General features: G+C 64.5%; 16 protein-coding genes. 4 read left to right on the forward strand and 12 right to left on the reverse strand.

Annotated features, from left to right (window positions below; genetic code table 11):
- Window positions 1–77 precede the first annotated feature (77 nt).
- From NFH97_RS01825 to NFH97_RS01835, 3 genes are all read right to left on the reverse strand, one after another.
- On the reverse strand, window positions 78–1,625 hold the full coding sequence (locus NFH97_RS01825) for a tripartite tricarboxylate transporter permease (RefSeq protein ID WP_349624302.1): 1,548 nt from the start codon (window positions 1,623–1,625) through the stop codon (window positions 78–80).
- Window positions 1,625–2,095, reverse strand: coding sequence for a tripartite tricarboxylate transporter TctB family protein (locus tag NFH97_RS01830; protein ID WP_052704466.1), 471 nt, complete (start codon window positions 2,093–2,095; stop codon window positions 1,625–1,627). Before NFH97_RS01830 ends, NFH97_RS01825 begins: the two co-directional genes overlap by 1 nt.
- A gap of 183 nt (window positions 2,096–2,278) precedes the next feature.
- On the reverse strand, window positions 2,279–3,244 hold the full coding sequence (locus tag NFH97_RS01835) for a Bug family tripartite tricarboxylate transporter substrate binding protein (RefSeq protein ID WP_108449897.1): 966 nt from the start codon (window positions 3,242–3,244) through the stop codon (window positions 2,279–2,281).
- A 454-nt stretch (window positions 3,245–3,698) separates the two neighbouring features.
- On the opposite strand from NFH97_RS01835, the gene NFH97_RS01840 reads away from it, so the two are divergent.
- From NFH97_RS01840 to vapB, 3 genes are all read left to right on the forward strand, one after another.
- On the forward strand, window positions 3,699–4,475 hold the full coding sequence (locus tag NFH97_RS01840; RefSeq protein WP_045994118.1) for an SDR family NAD(P)-dependent oxidoreductase: 777 nt from the start codon (window positions 3,699–3,701) through the stop codon (window positions 4,473–4,475).
- A gap of 223 nt (window positions 4,476–4,698) precedes the next feature.
- A complete protein-coding gene (locus tag NFH97_RS01845; RefSeq protein ID WP_349624303.1) occupies window positions 4,699–6,279 on the forward strand; it encodes an aldehyde dehydrogenase (NADP(+)) in 1,581 nt (526 codons plus the stop codon).
- Between the two features lie 273 nt (window positions 6,280–6,552).
- Entirely contained in the window at window positions 6,553–6,840 is a 288-nt protein-coding gene (gene vapB, locus NFH97_RS01850) for a type II toxin-antitoxin system VapB family antitoxin (protein WP_349624304.1), read from the forward strand.
- Window positions 6,841–6,869: 29 nt separating this feature from the next.
- Here the strand turns inward: vapB and NFH97_RS01855 are convergent, their stop codons facing one another.
- From NFH97_RS01855 to NFH97_RS01870, 4 genes are all read right to left on the reverse strand, one after another.
- Window positions 6,870–8,399: a tripartite tricarboxylate transporter permease gene (locus tag NFH97_RS01855; protein ID WP_108449895.1), complete on the reverse strand. Its 1,530-nt coding sequence runs from the start codon at window positions 8,397–8,399 to the stop codon at window positions 6,870–6,872.
- Between the two features lie 62 nt (window positions 8,400–8,461).
- Window positions 8,462–8,989: a tripartite tricarboxylate transporter TctB family protein gene (locus tag NFH97_RS01860; protein WP_108449894.1), complete on the reverse strand. Its 528-nt coding sequence runs from the start codon at window positions 8,987–8,989 to the stop codon at window positions 8,462–8,464.
- A gap of 190 nt (window positions 8,990–9,179) precedes the next feature.
- On the reverse strand, window positions 9,180–10,199 hold the full coding sequence (locus tag NFH97_RS01865) for a Bug family tripartite tricarboxylate transporter substrate binding protein (RefSeq protein ID WP_349624305.1): 1,020 nt from the start codon (window positions 10,197–10,199) through the stop codon (window positions 9,180–9,182).
- Window positions 10,200–10,274: 75 nt separating this feature from the next.
- Window positions 10,275–11,021 carry a ribonuclease activity regulator RraA gene (locus tag NFH97_RS01870; RefSeq protein WP_349624306.1) on the reverse strand — a complete coding sequence of 249 codons (747 nt, stop codon included), beginning with the start codon at window positions 11,019–11,021 and terminating at the stop codon, window positions 10,275–10,277.
- Between the two features lie 394 nt (window positions 11,022–11,415).
- On the opposite strand from NFH97_RS01870, the gene NFH97_RS01875 reads away from it, so the two are divergent.
- A complete protein-coding gene (locus NFH97_RS01875; protein WP_045994113.1) occupies window positions 11,416–12,180 on the forward strand; it encodes an SDR family NAD(P)-dependent oxidoreductase in 765 nt (254 codons plus the stop codon).
- 248 nt (window positions 12,181–12,428) lie between these two features.
- On the opposite strand, the gene NFH97_RS01880 is transcribed toward NFH97_RS01875, so the two are convergent.
- The 5 genes from NFH97_RS01880 to NFH97_RS01900 all read right to left on the reverse strand — a co-directional run bounded on the left by NFH97_RS01880 (window position 12,429) and on the right by NFH97_RS01900 (window position 17,773).
- Window positions 12,429–13,709, reverse strand: coding sequence for a TRAP transporter large permease (locus tag NFH97_RS01880; RefSeq protein ID WP_108131714.1), 1,281 nt, complete (start codon window positions 13,707–13,709; stop codon window positions 12,429–12,431).
- Window positions 13,706–14,317, reverse strand: coding sequence for a TRAP transporter small permease (locus tag NFH97_RS01885; protein ID WP_349624307.1), 612 nt, complete (start codon window positions 14,315–14,317; stop codon window positions 13,706–13,708). Before NFH97_RS01885 ends, NFH97_RS01880 begins: the two co-directional genes overlap by 4 nt.
- Before the next feature lie 18 nt (window positions 14,318–14,335).
- Window positions 14,336–15,310 (reverse strand): sialic acid TRAP transporter substrate-binding protein SiaP, encoded by a 975-nt coding sequence (locus NFH97_RS01890; protein ID WP_349624308.1) that lies wholly within the window; start codon window positions 15,308–15,310, stop codon window positions 14,336–14,338.
- Between the two features lie 73 nt (window positions 15,311–15,383).
- On the reverse strand, window positions 15,384–17,075 hold the full coding sequence (locus tag NFH97_RS01895) for a GMC family oxidoreductase (protein WP_349624309.1): 1,692 nt from the start codon (window positions 17,073–17,075) through the stop codon (window positions 15,384–15,386).
- Window positions 17,072–17,773, reverse strand: coding sequence for an FCD domain-containing protein (locus NFH97_RS01900; RefSeq protein WP_108131711.1), 702 nt, complete (start codon window positions 17,771–17,773; stop codon window positions 17,072–17,074). The genes NFH97_RS01895 and NFH97_RS01900 overlap by 4 nt, the downstream gene beginning before the upstream one ends.
- Window positions 17,774–18,015: the final 242 nt, after the last annotated feature.

Consider the following 18,015-nt stretch of genomic DNA (forward strand, 5'->3'; position numbering starts at 1 on the left):
CCTCCCTTTTACCACTGCAAAAGGCGCCCCGCATTGGGCCTTTAGGCCACACAGGGCGCCTCTCGCCTCTTCCTGCCCTATCCGGGCGGATCACCACCGCCCGCGGACCAGGACGCCTCGGTCGTGACTCCGCCGCCCTTGCCGGCCTTGCGGCCCTTCCACACCCCGTTGGCGATGATCAGGGTCCAGGTCAGGATCGCCAGCCCCGCCAGCACCATGGCGATGGGCCGGTCGACGAAGGCCATCAGGTCGCCGTCTGACTTGAGGATCGAGCGCATGAAATTGCTCTCGATGATCGGGCCGAGAATAAAGGCCAGAATCAGCGGGCCTAGCGGGAAATCGTTCTCCATCAGGAATACGCCGACCAGCCCCAGGCCGAGCATCACCCAGACATCGAACATGCTGTTGTTGGCGGAGAAGGCCCCCACGATACAAAACATCAGGATCAATGGGTAGAGAACGCCAGTGGGCACGGTCAGCAGCCTGCCGGCGCCCTTGATCGCCATCAGCCCCAGCGGCAGCAGCAACAGGTTGGCCAGCACGAACACCATGAAGATGGCGTTGACCAGAGCCCCCTGCTCGGTGAAGACGTCGGGGCCCGGGGTGATGCCCTTTGTGGTCAGCACACCGATGATGATGGCGGTGACGGTATCACCCGGGATGCCGAACACCAGGGCCGGGATATAGGCGCCGGACAGGGCCGCGTTGTTGGCGGCGCTGGCCGAGACCAGCCCTTCCGGATGGCCGGTGCCGTACTTCTGCGGCTCCCGCGACAGCTTGCGACTGATGGCGTAGCTGATCCAGGAGGCGATGTCGGCGCCGGCGCCCGGCAGTGCACCGATCATGGTGCCGAGCAGCCCGCCACGGGCGACGCCGCCCTTGTAGCGCCAGGTGGTACGGGCCACGCCGTCGAGCAGCTTGCCCTTGGGCGTTTCCACCCTTGAGGCGCGCTGCCCGGCGTTGGGCAGGCTGCGCAGCAGTTCGGTGATGGCGAAAAGGCCAATCAGCACCGGCAGCAACGAGATACCCGCGAGCAGGTCATAGCTGCCCATGGTGAAGCGCATCTGGCCGGACACACTGTCCATGCCGATCATCGCCAGCGACAGTCCGATCATCATCGAGATGGCGCCCTTGAGCGGATCACCGCCGGCGACCAGAATCGCGCAGGACAGCCCCAGCAGCGCCAGCCAGAAGTACTCGTCGCTGGTGAACTGCAACGCAAATTCGGCGATCCGCGGGGCAAACAGCGCCAGCACCGCGACCCCGATGATGCCACCGAGCATCGAGCAGGTGACGTTGATACCAAGCGCCAGGCCAAGCTTGCCCTTCTTGCCCATCAGGTAGGCTTCGTCGGCGTAGACCGCCGACGCGGGCGTCCCCGGCATGCGCAGCAAGGCACCGGGAATGTCACCGGCGACGATCGCCATGGCGGTGGCGGAGACGATGGCGGCGATGGCCGGCAGCGGCTCCATGAAAAAGGTCACCGGCACCAGCAAGGCGGTTGCCATGGTGGCGGTGAGACCAGGGATGGCCCCCATGAAGAGTCCGAACAACGAGGCGGCGACAATCACCAAAAGCACCTCGCCGTCGAGCACCATGGCAGCGGCTTGCATCAATTCATTCATCAGTAGAGCACCCGTTCAAGCAGTCCTGCCTCCAGCGGCACGTGCAGAAGCTGTGCGAACAGCATCCAGATCACGGTCGTGGCAATCACCGCGATCAACAGTGCACGCCCCCAACCACGACGGTGATAGGCGCGAAACAACAGCGTCAGAAGCGCCACCGCAACGATCGGAAATCCCAGCAGCGGCGTGAGCACCACGTAGGCGATGACACTGGCGACCACCGCCGCCAGCGCCAGTACAAACGCTCGGCCGGTTACCTTGGAGGTCCAGCGCGCCCAGGGCTGGCGTTGGCGCAGGCCCTTGAGCACCAATAGCCCTCCCATCAACAGCAGCAGGGCCCCCACCACCTTGGGGAAGGTGCCGGCGCCATAGACCTGGCGCGGCAGCGGACTCAAGTCCGCGGAAGCGACGATGAGGGCGGCCCCGAGGGCCGCCGCCATGGTTCCCGATACCGCGTCACTGGTACGCATGATGACGATCTCCCGGGCGTTACCGCACCTTTGTCAGTGCGCCGCCGATGCGGCGCTCAATCGGGTGTATTGCAGACTGTGCCAGCCGACCGCTCGGTGAGCTTTCTGTCACCGAGCGATCTGTCACTGGGCCCTCGGTTACTGGGCCTTCAGTTACTGGGCTCTCGGTTACTGGGCCTTCAGTTACTGGGCTAAGCCAAGCTTGTCGATGATGGAGGCGTTGTTGGCGTCCTGTTCGGCCATGAAGGCCTCGAAGCCTTCCGGTCCTTCCCACACGGCGCCGAAGCCGCGGCCTTCCATGAACGACTGGAAGTCCTCGGAGTTCCACACCGTCTCGGCTGCGCTCAACAGACGCTCGGAGACGTCTTCAGGCAGACCCTCGGGGCCGACCAGCCCACGCCAGGAACCGTGGGACCAGTCATCACCGGTCACCTCGCCGGCCGCCGGGATATCCGGGAAGGCTTCTTCGCGTTCACTGGACAGCACCGCCAGAGTGCGGACGCGGTCGGATTCACGCATGGACTCGGTCTCCGGCAGCGACGAGAAGACGATGTCGACACCGCCCGCCGCCAGCTCCTGCAGGCCCGGCGCGGCGCCTTCGCTGGGTACCAGATTGACGGTATTCGGATCGATGCCCTGCTGGTCGAGGAAGCCGGCGAACGACAGGTGGTAGGCAGCACCTGGCGCAGAACCCGATACGGTGTACTCGTTGGGTGACTCGGCCAGGTCGGACAGGGCGTCTTCCAGGTTCTGCCAGGGCGACTCGGCGTTGACAGTGAAGGCCGCATAATCGAGGTTGAGCAGCGCGATCGGGGTAAAGTCCTCGTAGGACAGGTCGGCGGTGCCGATATGGCGATAGGTCGCGATCTCGGCGGTGCCCAGGCCCAGGGTATAGCCATCGGGACGCGCCATCTTCATCGCCATGTGGCCGACCACACCCGAGCCACCGGTACGGTTGACCACGTTGACCGGCTGCCCCAGCTCTTCCTGCAGACCGGCGGCAAACTGACGACCGACGGCGTCGGTGCCGCCACCGGCGGACCAGGGCACGATCAGGGTGATCGGCTTGGAGGGATAGTCGTCACCGACGGCAACCGTGGAGGTGGCCACCAGCAGGGAGGCGCAAAGCAGGCGTGGGAGCGTTCGCATGAGTTATCTCTCTTGTCGTCGAGCGTCTGGGGATCCGGTCAAGGTCGTGGCGACCCGCCACCGGAAAGAACGCTTGCAAGAGTGCCGCCACGGCGCCAACTAGACAAGTTATTACAACTTATACTTTATGCTAACGGACCCCGTAGACGAGCCTTCCCCGCCACCTGCCGAGAGGAAAAATCGATCGCCGACACCCCACTAAAACCTTTTATTTACAATACTTTAACAAAACCATCAATCGTAAGCACTGCGCTTTCCAAAATTCTCTTTGACAGCAGCTCCCTGCCCACAAGACCAAAGTACCATGCCCACTTGTTAGTATTTGTTTGAAGTCCATCAGGCGCTAGGCTAAGGTTTATCCCACAATCCCAGGCTGGTCGCGCTGCGCCCTCCTTTCTCCTATCAACATCCATGATGCGGCCTGTTGCAGGCCCGATTCGTTCAGGAGCACTTCATGTTCGCCGATCTCAACGACAAGACCGTCCTTATCACTGGCTCCACCAAGGGCATCGGTCGTGCCGCCGCGGTGGCCTTCGCCCGCCAGGGTGCCATCGTCGGCATCAACAGCAGCCAGAAGGACAGCGCCGCCGAGGAGCTGATCGCCCAGCTGGAGTCCGAGGGTGCGCGCTTCGCCTACTATGAGCGCGACCTGACCAAGAGCGGCGAGTGCGAGACCCTGGTCAACGAATTTGTCGATCAGTTCGGCAGCCTTGACGTGCTGGTGAACAACGCCGGCGGCCTCGGCGTGCGCAAGGGCCTCGAGTCCCTCGAGGACGACGACTTCAACCTGGTGATGGACCTGAACCTGCGCTCGGTGATCATGACCACCCGCTTCGCCATGCCGCACCTGAAGGCCTCCGCCGAGAAGCGCGGCGAGACCGCCAGCGTCATCAGCACCGGTTCCATCGCCGGTCGCGAAGGCGGTGGCCTCGGCGCCTCTCTGTACGGCGGCTCCAAGGCCATGCTGCACAACCTGCATCGCAACTGGGTGAAGGAATTCACCAAGGACAACGTGCGCTTCAACATCGTCGCACCGGGCACCATCGACACCGCCTTCCACGCCGACAAGAGCGCTGAGGTGAAAGAGAAGATCGCCTCCACCATCGCCATGGGCCGCCTTGGCACCTCCGAGGAGGTTGCACCGTCCTTCCTGTTCCTGGCCTCCCACGCTGCCAGCGGCTACATCACCGGCCAGGTGATCGATGTCAACGGCGGCCAGATGTGCCCCTGAGGCATATCGCAGCATCCCGGGCCACCGGCGTGACGGCGCTGTCGACGCCAGCCCGCTAGAGCCCCGAGCGGCCGGACATGCTTCCGGCCGCTTCGCTATCCACTCCCCTACTCGGCGTTCGTGCGTACAGCGATCGCAGGTTTCGTGCGCGTCGACCCCGGTTTGGCAGCGGCCGCCCCTTGCCACCTTTCATCATCTTCACTGCGCAATAACAGGAGTCGCCATGACTATCGAAGGTCATCATCTGATCGGCTTTTCCTCGGTGGCCGGTGCCACCGACGGACGTACCATCTCGGCGGTCAACCCCGCCTCCGGCGAGACCCTTGCCCCGGCCTACCCCCTGGCGGGCCAGGCCGAGGTGGAGCGCGCCTGCCAGCTGGCCGAGGACGCCTTCCTGGCCTACCGCCGCCTGCCGCTTGCAGACCGCGCGGCCTTTCTCGAGGCGGCAGCCGACAATATCGATGCCCTCGGCGACACCCTGACCGAGCGCGCCATGGCCGAGACCGGCCTGCCCAGGGCACGCCTTGAAGGCGAGCGTGGCCGCACCTGCGGACAGCTCAGACTGTTCGCCGAGGTCCTGCGCAGCGGCGACTATCTCGACGTACGCATCGAGGACGCCCTGCCCGAGCGCGCGCCCATGCCGCGTCCCTCTCTCGCCCAGCAGCAGGTGCCGCTGGGTCCGGTGGCGGTGTTTGGTGCCAGCAACTTCCCGCTGGCGTTCTCGGTGGCCGGCGGCGATACCGCCGCCGCGCTGGCCGCAGGCTGCCCGGTGATCGTCAAGGCCCACTCCGCCCACCCGGGCACCTCGGAGCTGGTCGGACGCGCCCTGCAACAGGCCGCCAAGAGCAGCAACATGCCCGAAGGCGTGTTCTCGCTGCTCTACGGCAGCGGCAGCGAGCTCGGCCAGGCCCTGGTCAAGGACCCGCGCATCCAGGCGGTGGGCTTCACCGGCTCGCGCAACGGCGGCACCGCCCTGCTGCGCACCGCCCAGGCGCGCCCCCAGCCGATCCCGGTCTACGCCGAGATGAGCAGCATCAATCCGGTGCTGCTGCTGCCGCAGCAGCTGGAAGCCAACGCCGAGGCCCTGGGCGACGCCTTCGTCGCGTCGCTGACCATGGGCGCCGGCCAGTTCTGCACCAACCCGGGGCTGATTCTGGCACTGTCCGGCGCCGCGCTTGAGCGCTTCGTCGAGCAGGCCGGTGCCGCGGTACGCGAAGCCGCCCCACAGCTGATGCTGACCCCTGGCATCCACGCCGCCTACGAGCAGGGAGTCGCCCAACTCGTCGACCAACCGGGCGTCAGTCTGGTCGCCAAGGGCAAGGCCACCGGCCATCTTGCCTGCCCCTGCCAGCCGCACCTGCTGCGCACCAGCGCCAGTGACTTTATCGGCAACGCCGCTCTGCATGACGAGGTCTTCGGAGCCTGCGCGCTGATCGTCGAGTGCGACTCGGTGGCACAGATGCAGCAGGTGCTGACCGCGCTGGAAGGCCAGTTGACCGCCACGGTCCACCTCGAGGAAGCCGACTACGCGCTGGCCGACCAGTTGCTGCCGCTGCTTGAGCGTCGCGCCGGTCGCATCCTGTTCAACGGCTGGCCCACCGGCGTCGAGGTGTGCCACTCCATGGTCCATGGCGGCCCCTGGCCCTCGACCTCCGACTCGCGCACCACCTCGGTGGGCAGCGCCGCGATCCAGCGCTTCCTGCGCCCGGTGTGCTACCAGGCGATGCCCGAGGCCCTGGCCCCGGACAGCCTCAAGGCCGACAACCCTCTGGGGCTGACCCGCCAGGTGAACGGCAAGCGCTAGCCCAGCGTTCTTTCTTTTTCTCCTTCTCTCCTTCTCTCCTTCTCTACAACAGGCGACGCCAGCCCACCGACGTCCCTGGCGCACCATCAACGAGGCCCTCGCCACCGGCGAGGACCTTTTTTGATGATATCGATCTACGCTCCAGCGGGCCCCGGCTTGTCGCGTCTGCCCTGAACTGCCCCCAAGATGCCCCTGAGACACCCCGGAGATGCCCTTTAACGAGCGAGCTCGCCTAGGCTAGGCACATCCTTTACATAAAAGAGGCTCGCCACGATGAGTAAAGGCTACGTCTTTCCATCCAACCGTTCCCAGGCGGTACGCCTACCAGAGGCAGCCGCTCTTGCCGAGGACGTAAACAGGGCTGTTTTCGTCTCCACAGCTCAAAGAGGCGCTCTCACTCCTGCCGACAAGCCCTGGGACGAGTGGTTTGACGCGGAGGGAGCGAGCGAAGACTTCATGGAGGATCGTGGGCAACCAGGCCACTCGCCCGACCCTTCCGCTCGGCATCATGAACCAAAAAAAGCGCCTGCCCCGGGCGATATGCCGTCGGACAGGCGCTGAAGTTTCCTGCTCTGGAATCTGTACGGGCCTCAGGTCGTGTTCTGGCTACCCTTCAACTGCACCGGCTTACGGATCGCCAGGAAGTACACGAACACCCCGGTCAGCACGATGAAGAACAGACTGTCGGGCTGGGTCACGAAGACCGTCAGGTCACCGTTGGACAGGGTCAGGGAACGGCGCAGGTACTCCTCGAGGCCCGGGCCGAGGATAAAGCCGAGCAGCAGCGTTACCACCGGATAGCCGTGCTTTCTCAGGTAGAAGGCCAGCACCCCCATGACCAGCGTCATCATCATCTGGAAGGTCGAGTAGGTCGCCACGTAGCTGCCCACCACCGCCAGCATGGCGATCGAGCCAAACAGCACGTCACGGCGAATGCGCACGATGCGGATAAAGTAAGGCCCGAGCAGGTACATGGTCAGCGGAATCAGGATCAGCGCGCTGAAGATCAGTGCCGCCAGCATGGGCGCGATCAGCCCGGCCTGGGATTCCATCAACTGCGGCCCCGGCTGGATGCCGTTGATGACCAGCACGCCGAGCACGATGGCGGTGATCGGGTCGCCCGGGATACCGAAGGTCAACATGGGCACCAGGGCGCCGCCGCAGACCGCGTTGTTGGCGCTTTCCGCCGCCGCGATTCCCTGGGGATTGCCCTTGCCGAAGCTGTCCGGCTCGCGCGAGGTACGCACCGCTTCCACGTAGGCCAGAAAGCCACCCATGGAGCCCCCGGCCCCGGGCAACGTGCCTACCAGATAGCCGATGGTGGAAGACTTCAGATAGCAGGCCGCGCCGATACGACGGATCGCCGAGCGCGACGGGATAAAGTCGCGGCGACGAATCTTCGCCACTCCCTTGAGCTTATCGCGAATGGCCTGGGCCTTGTCGTTCTCGGCAAGCTGGGTCAACAGCTCACTGATGGCGAAGGTACCGATGATCACCGGCATCAGGTCGATTCCCGCCGCCAGGTCACCCATGCCGAAGCTGAACCGGGCCACCGGCACCATGGCGTCTAGCCCCACGGTGGCGAGCATCAGCCCCAGACAGGCGGCGATAGCCGCACGGCGGACATTGCCCCGCTGGGCGATGACGATGACGATCAGCGCAAACAGGATCAGCGCACACTTGCCGGTGGTCTGCACCAGCAGCGACAGGTCGGCGATCAAGGGCGCCAGCAGCACCAGCAGTACCGCCCCGAACACGCCGCCGATCATCGAGGCGAAGGAGGCATGGCCCAGCGCCAGAGGCCCTTCGCCGCGCTGCTGCATTGGGTAGCCTTCCAGCGCCGTCATCATCGACGAGGGAGCACCGGGAATATTGATGGTGGTGGCGGTGATGCTGCCACCGCACATGCCGGCCATATAGATGCTGGCACAGGCCATCAGCGCCGTGGTCACGTCCAGGCTGTAGGTCAGCGGCAGCAGCAGCGCCAGCGCCAGGGTCGCGGTCAGACCGGGAATCGCCGAGAACACGGTGCCGATCAGAAAACCGGCCACCACATAGAACAGCACCGTGGGATTGAGCAGCAAACCGAAGCTCGCCAGCACCTGGGTCAGGAAGTCCATGGGTCACCCCCGGCGTGTCGCCCGGCAGCGAGCGCCGAGCGGGTTGCATCAGTCATCATGGCTCACCCCCAGAGTGTCGGTAGACGGACGTTGAAGACCTGGTTGAACAGCACGAAGCCCACCGCGGTGATGGCCAGCGCGATCAGGGCCTTGCTCAACCACTTGTCGAGCCCCGAGAACAACAGCATCACTCCCAGTACATAGACCAGGGTGGACAGCACATAGCCGAGTGACTGAAACACCAGTACATAGACCAGAGTCGCCAGCATCAGGGTCAGCTCCGGCGAAAGACGACGGCCCCTCGGCCTATCGCCTTCATCGGCCGCGTTGTCCCGATCCAGGGCAGCGGCGCTGCGCACCGAGGACCACCACTGCAGCACGCACAGCACGGTGGCCAGCACACCGATCAGCAACGGAAAGAAGGATGGCGTCAGCTTGCCGGCCTCCAGCGGAGGCCCCATCGCAAGGCCACCGATCAGGTAGCCCAGGGCCAGCAGCGCCAGCACGCCGTGGAAACGGATCGCGCCAGCACTGGAGCCAGGGCCAAGGCCAAGCGCACGCGCCAGCAGAGATGAAGATGAACGAGACATGCGAAACCTCTCTCGGCCCCCAATGACGGGAGACCGACAACACAGTGTTCGTTGGAAGGGAAGTGAAGCGGGCCGGCAGAGGCAGGTGCTCTACCCGCCCGCTCCAGATGGAGGCAGGAAGCGGAAGGTCGCTGCGTGAAGCTCAGACATGTTTCACCGGACCTTCCTCCCCGGACCTTGCACCCCGGACTTACAGGTCCAGCTCATCCATGGCGGCGAAGGTCCGCTCCTGGTAGCTGCCGATCCAGTCGTTGACTTCCTCGCTGCCGAGCCAGCCCGGCGTGACACCGATACTGGTGACCCACTCTTGGAACTCGTCGCTCTGGTAAGCCTCGTGGTAGGTCGACTCCAGGGTCTCGATGGCGTCTTCCGGGGTATTGGCCGGCGCCGCCAGCACGATGAAGCTGCCGGTCTCGAGATCCACGTCGAATTCGGAGATCGGCGGCACCTCGGGATAGGCCGGGTTCTGCGAACCGGACAGCTCGACCACGCCAAGCGCATCACCCGAGGACAGGATTCCGGAGAAGTCCCCCAGGCTCGAGATGGCGGCGTCGATCTCGCCGGACAGCAGCGCCTCGGCCTCGGCGGTGGACGACCCCGGATAGGAGATCACGTTGAAGGTGACCCCGGTGGCCGCCTCCAGGCGACGTACCGCCAGGTAGGGACCAGAGCCCTGGGGCGCCACACCAATGCGCACCGTGCCGGGATTTTCCCTGGCCGCCTCGATCAGCTCCTCGTAGGAGGTGAAGCCCGACTGCTTGGATACCACGATGGCGTCGGCTTCCTGGGTCACACGGGCGAACGGCTCGAGCTTGTCCAGCGAGTAGCCGGGCACCATGTTGCCCCGCGGCAGGGTGACGACGCTGTCGTAGGTCAGCACACCGATGGTGTGGCCGTCGGGACGCGCCTTGGCCAACTGCATCAGGCCGGTGGCGGTCACCGCCCCGCCGATGTTCTCGACGTAGATCGAGGTCGGCAGCGACTGCTCGGCCAGGTTGCTGATCTTGCGCGAGATGGCATCCGCGCCGCCGCCGGCAGGCCAGGGTACGATCATGCGGATGTCACGCTGGGGGAAGTCGGCCTGGACCGTCGGCACGGCGACGACCGCGGCCAGCGCCACACCGGCCAGGGTAGCGCCGGTCGCGCCCTTGATCAGGCGCTTGCGCAGGGTCGTGCTGAGGGTGGCGTTGAGGGGAGTGAGAGCAAACATGGCGACTCCTGGAATTATTTTGTGATTGTGTGGGGATAGATGAAGCGGCGCTTGTCTGGCCGCGCGACTCCTGCTTCAGCCGCGAGACTTCTGCTCGCGCAGGTAGGCCTGGTACTCCTCCTGGGCCTGTTCGTTGGGCGGATAAAGACCGATGACCGCCGCGCCGTTGTTGACCTTGTCCAGCACGTAGGCTTCGAAGGCCTCCATGCCACTGGCTTCTTCGGCGATCTCGTCGGCCAGCTCGAGCGGCACCACCATGACGCCGTCGCCGTCGCCGACCAGCACGTCGCCGGGATAGACCGGCACGCCGCCACAGCCGATGGGCTGCTGGATATCCACCGCGTGGTGCTTGGTCAGGTTGGTCGGGGCGCTGGGCTTGGTGCAGAACACCGGCATCGACATGCTCTCGGCGTACTCCGAGTCACGCACACCGGCGTCTGACACAAAGCCCGCGCATTCGCGCACCTGCAGGCGGGTCAACAGGATGCTGCCGGCACTCGCGGCGCTGGCGTCCTGACGGCAGTCGGACACCAGTACGCGGCCAGGCGGCACACTTTCCACCGCCAGACGCTGGGGGTGCTCCGGATCACGGAAGGCGGCCACCACGTCCAGGTCTTCGCGGGCCGGGATATAGCGCAGGGTGTAGGCCTGCCCCACCATCTTGACCAGGCTCTTGTTCATGCGACCGACGTTCTGGATATAGGTGTTCTTCAGACCCCGCTTGTGCAGCAGGGTGTGCAGCGACGCCGTCGAAGCCCGCATCAGTCGCTCGCGGGTCAGGTTGGACAGCTCTGCGTGGGGGTAATCGTTGATGATGCTCATGGGCTCCGCCTATCGCTGGCAAACTGGGTTGTTCGTTGACGGAGTCACTATAGGAAGCGCCGGAAGGCTTTTCAAACAACTTTTTACAACTTGGCTTTCACCTTGACCTTAACACGGCACTCGAGACCACACCGAGAACCCGAAACATTCCATTTAAACGTTTTATTTCAATTATTTGAAAAACAACTTCCACTCAGGATCGATCAATATGCCTGCTCCTTAGACATAGGTCTAATAAGAAAGAATTTGTCTTTAAAAGGTACAAGATGTGGTCGAGACGGAGCACTGCCATCCGCACGATGCCCCTCCCCGGCCTTTCCCGCGCCCGGGATGCCCACTAGGCTGATACCCCCCGTTGCTATACATGCCTGTCCGATCACTCAGGAGATTTTCGATGGCTGTACTGACGACCTTTGCACTCGACGGCAAGACCGCCCTGGTGACAGGCGCGAGACGCGGCATCGGCGCGGCCATGGCGCTGGGCCTGGCCGAAGCCGGTGCCGACATCATCGCCGTCAGCACCAGCATGACCGCCGACGGCGGCGACCTGGGCGAGCGAGTTCGCGCCCTGGGGCGAGACTGCACAGGGATCGCCTGCGACCTGTCGGACCGCAGCGCGCTGATGGCGATGGTCGAGCAGCTTGCCGACCGGCGTATCGATATCCTGGTCAACAACGCCGGCACCATCGAACGCGCCCCCGCCACCGAGCACACCGATGCGCTGTGGGACAGGGTCATCGACGTCAATCTGAGCGCCCCCTTCGTGCTGACCCGGGAGATCGGCAGGCAGATGGTCGCGCGAGGCAGCGGCAAGGTGATCTTCACCGCCTCGCTGCTGTCGTTTCAGGGCGGCATCACCGTGCCCGGCTACGCCGCCAGCAAGGGCGGCATCGCCCAGTTGACCAAGGCCTTCGCCAACGAATGGGCCGCCCACGGGGTCAACGTCAACGCCGTCGCTCCTGGCTACATCGCCACCGACAACACCCAGGCACTGCGCGACGATCCCGAGCGTTCTCGCGATATCCTCGCGCGCATCCCCGCCGGTCGCTGGGGGGACGCCGCTGACTTCAAGGGACCGGTGGTGTTTCTGGCCTCCAGCGCCTCGGACTATATGCACGGCAGCGTGATGACCGTGGACGGCGGCTGGATGGGGCGATAGGCAGGAGGACGCACCATCGCGCCCCCCCTCAAGCAAACGCCCCCGACGAAGACGTCGGGGGCGTTGGTTGTCAGGGGCGCAACGTGTCCCCTTGCCTGCTCGATGCTAGGGCTTGTCTGAAAAGTGCCTGCGCTCGGTAATACGGCGTTAAAAATCGGATCAAAATGCTCATTTACACCCCGTAAACTGCGCTTTCTCACCGATTTTTGCCTTGTCTAACCTTCGCTCGTCGACTTTTCGGACAGCGCCTAGCGATAGATCAAGGTCGGCAGCCACAGCGAGATGGAGGGCACGAAGGTGACCAGCATCAACACGATCAACAGCGGGATCAGGAACGGCAGGGTCGCCGAGGCGCAGCGTTCGAAGGGCACCTTGGACACCTGCGAGAGCACGTAGAGCACCAGTCCCACCGGTGGCGTCAGCAGGCCAATCATCAGGTTCAGCACCATGACGATACCGAACTGCACCGGGTCGACGCCGAGGTTGACCGCGATCGGCAGCAGGATCGGCACCAGGATGGTGATCGCCGCGATGGTTTCCATGAAGCAGCCCACCACGAACAGGATCAACGTCATCAACAGCAGGATGATGGTGGGGTTGGAGGTGACCGCCAGCATCCAGTTGGCGAAGTTCTCGGCCACATGGTGACTGGTCAGCAGCCAGGAGAAGATCGACGAGGCGGCGATGATCATCATGATGATCCCGGTGGTCTCGATGGTCTCCATGGTGACCGCCAGCAGCCTCTTGAAGGTCAGGGTGCGATAGACCACCGCCCCCAGCAGCATGGCGTAGATCACCGCAGCGATGGCGGCCTCGGTCGCGGTGAAGATGCCAAGCACGATGCCGCCGACGATGATCACCGGGGTCAGCAGCGACAGAAAGGCACGACGGAAGGTCAAGGCGATCCAGCCCAGGGCGAAGCCGACGTCACGCGGATACTGATAACGCACCGCGTACCAGGCCACCATCAGCATCAGCGAAAGCGCCATCAACAGTCCCGGCACCAGGCCGGCGGCGAACAGCTGACCGATCGAGGCCGAGGCCATCACGCCGTAGATGACCAGCGGCAGGCTAGGCGGAATGATCGGCCCGATGGTGGACGAGGCAGCGGTGATACCCACCGAAAAGCCAGGGTCATAGCCCGCCCGGCGCATCGCCTTGATCTCGATCGCGCCGAGCCCACCGGCGTCGGCCACCGCGGCACCGGACATGCCGGCAAAGATGACCGAGGCGCCGACATTGACGTGGCCGAGCCCCCCGGGCATCCAGCCCACCAGGGCCCTGGCGAAGTCGAAGATGCGACTGGTGATGCCGGCCGAGTTCATCAGCGCACCGGCCAGGACAAAGAAGGGAATCGACAGCAGCGGAAAGCTGTCCATGCCACCGACCATACGGTGCAGCACGATAAAGTCGGGGACGCTGCCATCGACCAGGATCGCCGCCAGCGACGAGGCGCCAAGCGCCACCATCACCGGGAAGCCCATCACCAGCATCAGCAGCAGGCCGCCGAACAGGACCAGTAGCGTCATGATGCCTCCTCGCCGGTGGTCTCAGCTCGCTGCGCCGCCAGCCACTGCTTCGGGCCGCTCGCCCGCACCAGCTGCCAGGCCTGCCGCAGCGCCATGATGGCGATGCTCAACAGCACCACGCTGTAGAGTGTGTCCATGCCGACTGCCATCGAGGTCATCTTCTGGGCGCTCATCAGCGGCAGGATCTTCCAGGTGACCCACCCCAGCAGCACGAAATAGACGAGCTGGCCCAGGTCGACCAGCCAGATCATCGCCGCCGAGGCACGCAGGGGAAGGTAGCGATACAGCAGTTCGAGGCGGATGTGGCTGCGCTTGCGCACCCCCACGGTCGCCGCCAGAAAGCCGACGCAAATCAGTAGATAGCGGGCGACCTCCTCGGTCCAGCCCAGCGGCGAGCCAAGCACGTAGCGACTGAAGAACTGGGCGAACACCACCGCCGCCATGGTCCAGAAGACCACCAGGGTGAGCGCGTCCTCAAGCCCGATGTCGCGCCAGGCGAAGGTCGGGCCGTCGTCGTCAAAGTCGATATCCGGGCCTTGCGGCCCCTCACGGGCATCCTCCTCGGATGCCCGTGCGGAGCCCAGGGCCTCGCTGTCAGTGTGGTTCATAGCGTTATTCCCGAGGCGTTACAGCGCCTGCAAGCGATCGAATTGTTCCTGGGTCCAGGTCGCCTCGTCGCCGTTGAGCACCGGCAACGTCTTCTCGCGGAAGGCCTCACGCTCGACCTCCAGCACCTCCACGCCCTGCTCCTTGAACCAGTCGATGGAAGCCAGCTCCTGCTCGCGTACATCGTCGGAGACCTTCCTGGCCACCTCGCCGAGCACCTCGCGGAAGATCTGCTGATCCTCCTCGGACAGGCCGTTGAAGAAGGGACCGCCGGCAACGATCACATTGGAGCCGGTCACGTGGCCGGTCAGGTTGATGTAGTCCTGGACCTCGTAGAACTTCTTGGCGCGGATGGTCGGCAAGGGGTTCTCCTGGGCGTCCACCACCCCCTGCTGCAGGGCCAGATAGACCTCGGAGAAAGCCACCGGTGTCGGCTGGGCGCCGACCGCACGGGGGAACAGGCTGTAGATGGGCGCATTGGGCACCCGAATCTTGAGGCCATCCATGTCGGCGGGCTCGACGATCGGCGTATTGGAGGTCACGTGGCGCTGGCCGTAGTAGCAGTCACCCAGGATCACGTTACCGCCGGAGGCATCACGGTAGCCGTCGGCGAATTCCGCGAACAGCTCGCTGTCGGCGTAGACCTTCCAGTGTTCGTAGTCACGGAACACGAAGGGGGCGTCGGACAGCGCCAGCGGCCCGTAGGTCTGGGCGGCAAAGCTCTGGCCGGTGTAGATGATGTCGACGGTGCCGAGCACCAGCCCCTGGTTGATCTCGACCTCCTTGCCCAGGGTCGAGGCGGGAAAGACCTCCACTTCGTAGCGACCGTCGGTGCGCTCGGCGATCTGCTCGGCGCCCCACTCGGCCCAGTGATGGTAGGCCTCGGAGGGTTCGTACACATGGGCCCACTGGACGGTGTCGGCAGCCTGGGCAGCACTGGCTGCGGCGGCGAGACCTACGCTCAGGGTCAGCGGCAGAAGAGTAAGGCGTGTCATCGGATGCTCCTTTTTCATTGTTGCTATTGGTTGCTGTCGGTTGCTGTCGGTGCTTGAAAATCCGTTCAGTAAGTCAATGCATCGCCGCCCCGGTGGCCTTCGCCTCGGGCGCTGCAGCGTCGCGCCGGGCGTCCTGCCCCAGGCCCGCATCCTCGCCGATAAAGTCGGCGCAGCGGCTGCCCAGCATCATCGCCGGAGCGGTAGTGTTGCCGGCGGGTATATCGGGCACCGCGGACATGTCGCAAACCCTCAGCCCGCGCACCCCACGAACCCGCAGGCGCGCGTCGAGCACCGCCATGGGGTCGTCATCGGCACCCATGGCCGCAGTACCGGCCGGGTGGTAGTTGGTCTTGACGAAGCGCCGGCAGTGCTCGAGCAGTTCATCGTCGCTGGCGCCGCTTCCGGCGAAGGGCAAGGCCACACCGTGCAGGTTTTCCTTGAGCGGTGACTGTTCGAAGGCCCGCAGAAAGAACTTCTGTCCTTCCACCATCGCCTGCATGTCGTCGGGATGGCCGAGCAGGTTGGGCGACACCCGCGGCATGTCGCCGGGGTCGGCCGAGCGCAGGCAAACGCTGCCTCTGGCCTTGGGCTTGACCACCACGGTGGTCACCGTCAGGCCGTAGTCGTCCTTGAGCGCGTCCCGGGTATCCCGGTCCAGATAGACGATCGGTACGCAGAAGGCCTGGATGGTCGGTGCCGCCTGAGGATCGATGGGGTTGACGAAGGCGCCCGCCTCAACCCCGGCCGAGGTCACCGGGCCACTGCCGAACAGCTTGAACTGGAGCCCGTTGGCCAGCATCCGCCAGCCGACGCCCTGGCGATAGTAGCCACACGGGGTCCTGGCGTAGGCGGTGATCGGCACCTCGGGATGGTCGATCAGGTTCTGCCCCACGCCCGGCAGGTCCGCCTTCACCGCAATGTCGTGCTGCGCCAATTGCTCGGCCGGCCCGATACCCGAGAGCATCAGAAGCTTCGGGGTCACCAGCGCACCCGCCGCCAGGATCACCTCGCCCTGCGCGCGCACCCGGTGCACCTTGCCCTTGCGGTCGCGGTACTCGACGCCCACGGCGCGCCCGTCTTCGACTAGCACCTGCTGGACCTCGCAGTCGAGCGCGACCTCGAGCCCCGGGTGTGCGCGCAGCGGCACCACGTAGGCGTAGGCGGCAGAGCAGCGCTTGCCCGCCCGATTCATGAACTGATAGAAGCCGACCCCGGTCTGACGCTCGCCATTGAAGTCGCCGTTGTAGGGCAGCCCCGCCGCCTGGGCGGCCTGGATAAACCAGCGCGAGGCCACATCCACATGGCCGGGGTCGGAGACCTGGAGTGGCCCGCCGCGCCCGTGGCGATCATTGACCAGACGGTCGTTGTCCTCCATCCGGCGAAAGTGCTTAAGCACCCCTTGCCAGGACCAGTCGGCCCTCGCCGCGTTGCCGGCGAGTCGCCGATCCCAGTCGTCGTAGTCCTCGGGCCGCCCGCGCATGTAGACCTGGGCATTGACCGAGGTACCGCCGCCGAGCACGTGACCCTGGGGAATGTCATGGACCCGTCCCCCCAGATGAGCCTGCGGCTCGGTCTGGTGATAGCGCATGAACTTCGAGCCATTGATCATCTTGAAGATGCCCGGAGGCATGTCGAGCAGCGGGTGGTGGTGGGACGAGCCCGCCTCCAGCAGCAGCACCCTGGCACCCTGCTCGCGCACCAGGCGGGCGGCTACCACGCACCCGGCGGCCCCGCCCCCGACAACAATATGATCGACGTCGCTCACTCGTTCTCTCCTGCAAAGAAGGTGCTTCGCACAAACTCCCATGAGGCCTCGAGGTGATCGACCAGGGCGCGCTCCGCCGCGTCGGGATCACGCATCAGGATGGCCTCGTAGATCGCCTGGTGGGCCAGGAAGTTGTCGTGATTGCGCTGCTCGCTGCGTGGCATCCGGCTCCATTGGGGCGCCAGCCACTCGACAAAGCCGGCATGAATGGCCGGATAGGCCGGGTTGCCCGAGATGGTGTAGAGCACCCGGTGAAAGGCCACATCGGTGGCGTAGAAGCGCTCGGAATCGCAGATCGCCGCCTGGTTGTCGTCCAGTGCATCCTTCAGCCGCTTGAGGTCGTCCTTGCCCGCCCCGGTGGCGGCGTCCCGCACCAGCACCCGCTCGAACAACACCCGTACCTGGTAGAGGTCATGTACACCTCGAGAGTTATCGAGCAGGTGCTTGATCACCCCTCCCGCCGCCTGCATCGCCGAGCTCGCATCCGGGCGACAGACGATCGGGCGATAGCGCGGACGACTCTTCAAGAATCCCTTGGCGGTGAGCGCGGTGATCGCCTCGCGAATCACGGTGCGACTGGCGCCGTACTGCTCCATCAGCGCCCGCTCAGCGGGCAACGGACGTCCTTCCTCCAGCTCGCCGGCAACGATGGAGCGCTCAATATCCAGAGTGATCGAGTCCGCACTGCGTCCGCTCATACAACACCTCACTTATCGTCGTACCAAACTAATCATTAAATTCTCAACCAACAACTACAACCAATGGCTAATATCGCCAAAACAACCCATAAAATCTCTATATTTCATAATCTTGAAGCAAATATAGACAATGGTCGTAGCACCTTACGCTTGCCAGCCACCTCGACCATCAACAGTATATGGTCGTACCAAACGTCATTTCAGCGTTATCCAACAGACGTTCTGATCACCCCAACGTTGTT

This window comes from Halomonas sp. SCS19, from assembly GCF_040147015.1.
Classification (GTDB): Bacteria; Pseudomonadota; Gammaproteobacteria; order Pseudomonadales; family Halomonadaceae; genus Halomonas; species Halomonas litopenaei.

What these genes read in the sequence shown, in the direction of transcription:
- NFH97_RS01865 (WP_349624305.1), bottom strand. Translation starts at nt 10,199, where the DNA reads ATGTTTGCTCTCACTCCCCTCAACGCCACCCTCAGCACGACCCTGCGC.
- NFH97_RS01885 (WP_349624307.1), bottom strand. Translation starts at nt 14,317, where the DNA reads ATGAACCACACTGACAGCGAGGCCCTGGGCTCCGCACGGGCATCCGAG.
- NFH97_RS01845 (WP_349624303.1), top strand. Translation starts at nt 4,699, where the DNA reads ATGACTATCGAAGGTCATCATCTGATCGGCTTTTCCTCGGTGGCCGGT.
- NFH97_RS01890 (WP_349624308.1), bottom strand. Translation starts at nt 15,310, where the DNA reads ATGACACGCCTTACTCTTCTGCCGCTGACCCTGAGCGTAGGTCTCGCC.
- NFH97_RS01870 (WP_349624306.1), bottom strand. Translation starts at nt 11,021, where the DNA reads ATGAGCATCATCAACGATTACCCCCACGCAGAGCTGTCCAACCTGACC.
- NFH97_RS01825 (WP_349624302.1), bottom strand. Translation starts at nt 1,625, where the DNA reads ATGAATGAATTGATGCAAGCCGCTGCCATGGTGCTCGACGGCGAGGTG.
- NFH97_RS01880 (WP_108131714.1), bottom strand. Translation starts at nt 13,709, where the DNA reads ATGACGCTACTGGTCCTGTTCGGCGGCCTGCTGCTGATGCTGGTGATG.
- NFH97_RS01900 (WP_108131711.1), bottom strand. Translation starts at nt 17,773, where the DNA reads ATGAGCGGACGCAGTGCGGACTCGATCACTCTGGATATTGAGCGCTCC.
- NFH97_RS01860 (WP_108449894.1), bottom strand. Translation starts at nt 8,989, where the DNA reads ATGTCTCGTTCATCTTCATCTCTGCTGGCGCGTGCGCTTGGCCTTGGC.
- NFH97_RS01840 (WP_045994118.1), top strand. Translation starts at nt 3,699, where the DNA reads ATGTTCGCCGATCTCAACGACAAGACCGTCCTTATCACTGGCTCCACC.
- vapB (WP_349624304.1), top strand. Translation starts at nt 6,553, where the DNA reads ATGAGTAAAGGCTACGTCTTTCCATCCAACCGTTCCCAGGCGGTACGC.
- NFH97_RS01875 (WP_045994113.1), top strand. Translation starts at nt 11,416, where the DNA reads ATGGCTGTACTGACGACCTTTGCACTCGACGGCAAGACCGCCCTGGTG.
- NFH97_RS01830 (WP_052704466.1), bottom strand. Translation starts at nt 2,095, where the DNA reads ATGCGTACCAGTGACGCGGTATCGGGAACCATGGCGGCGGCCCTCGGG.
- NFH97_RS01835 (WP_108449897.1), bottom strand. Translation starts at nt 3,244, where the DNA reads ATGCGAACGCTCCCACGCCTGCTTTGCGCCTCCCTGCTGGTGGCCACC.
- NFH97_RS01855 (WP_108449895.1), bottom strand. Translation starts at nt 8,399, where the DNA reads ATGGACTTCCTGACCCAGGTGCTGGCGAGCTTCGGTTTGCTGCTCAAT.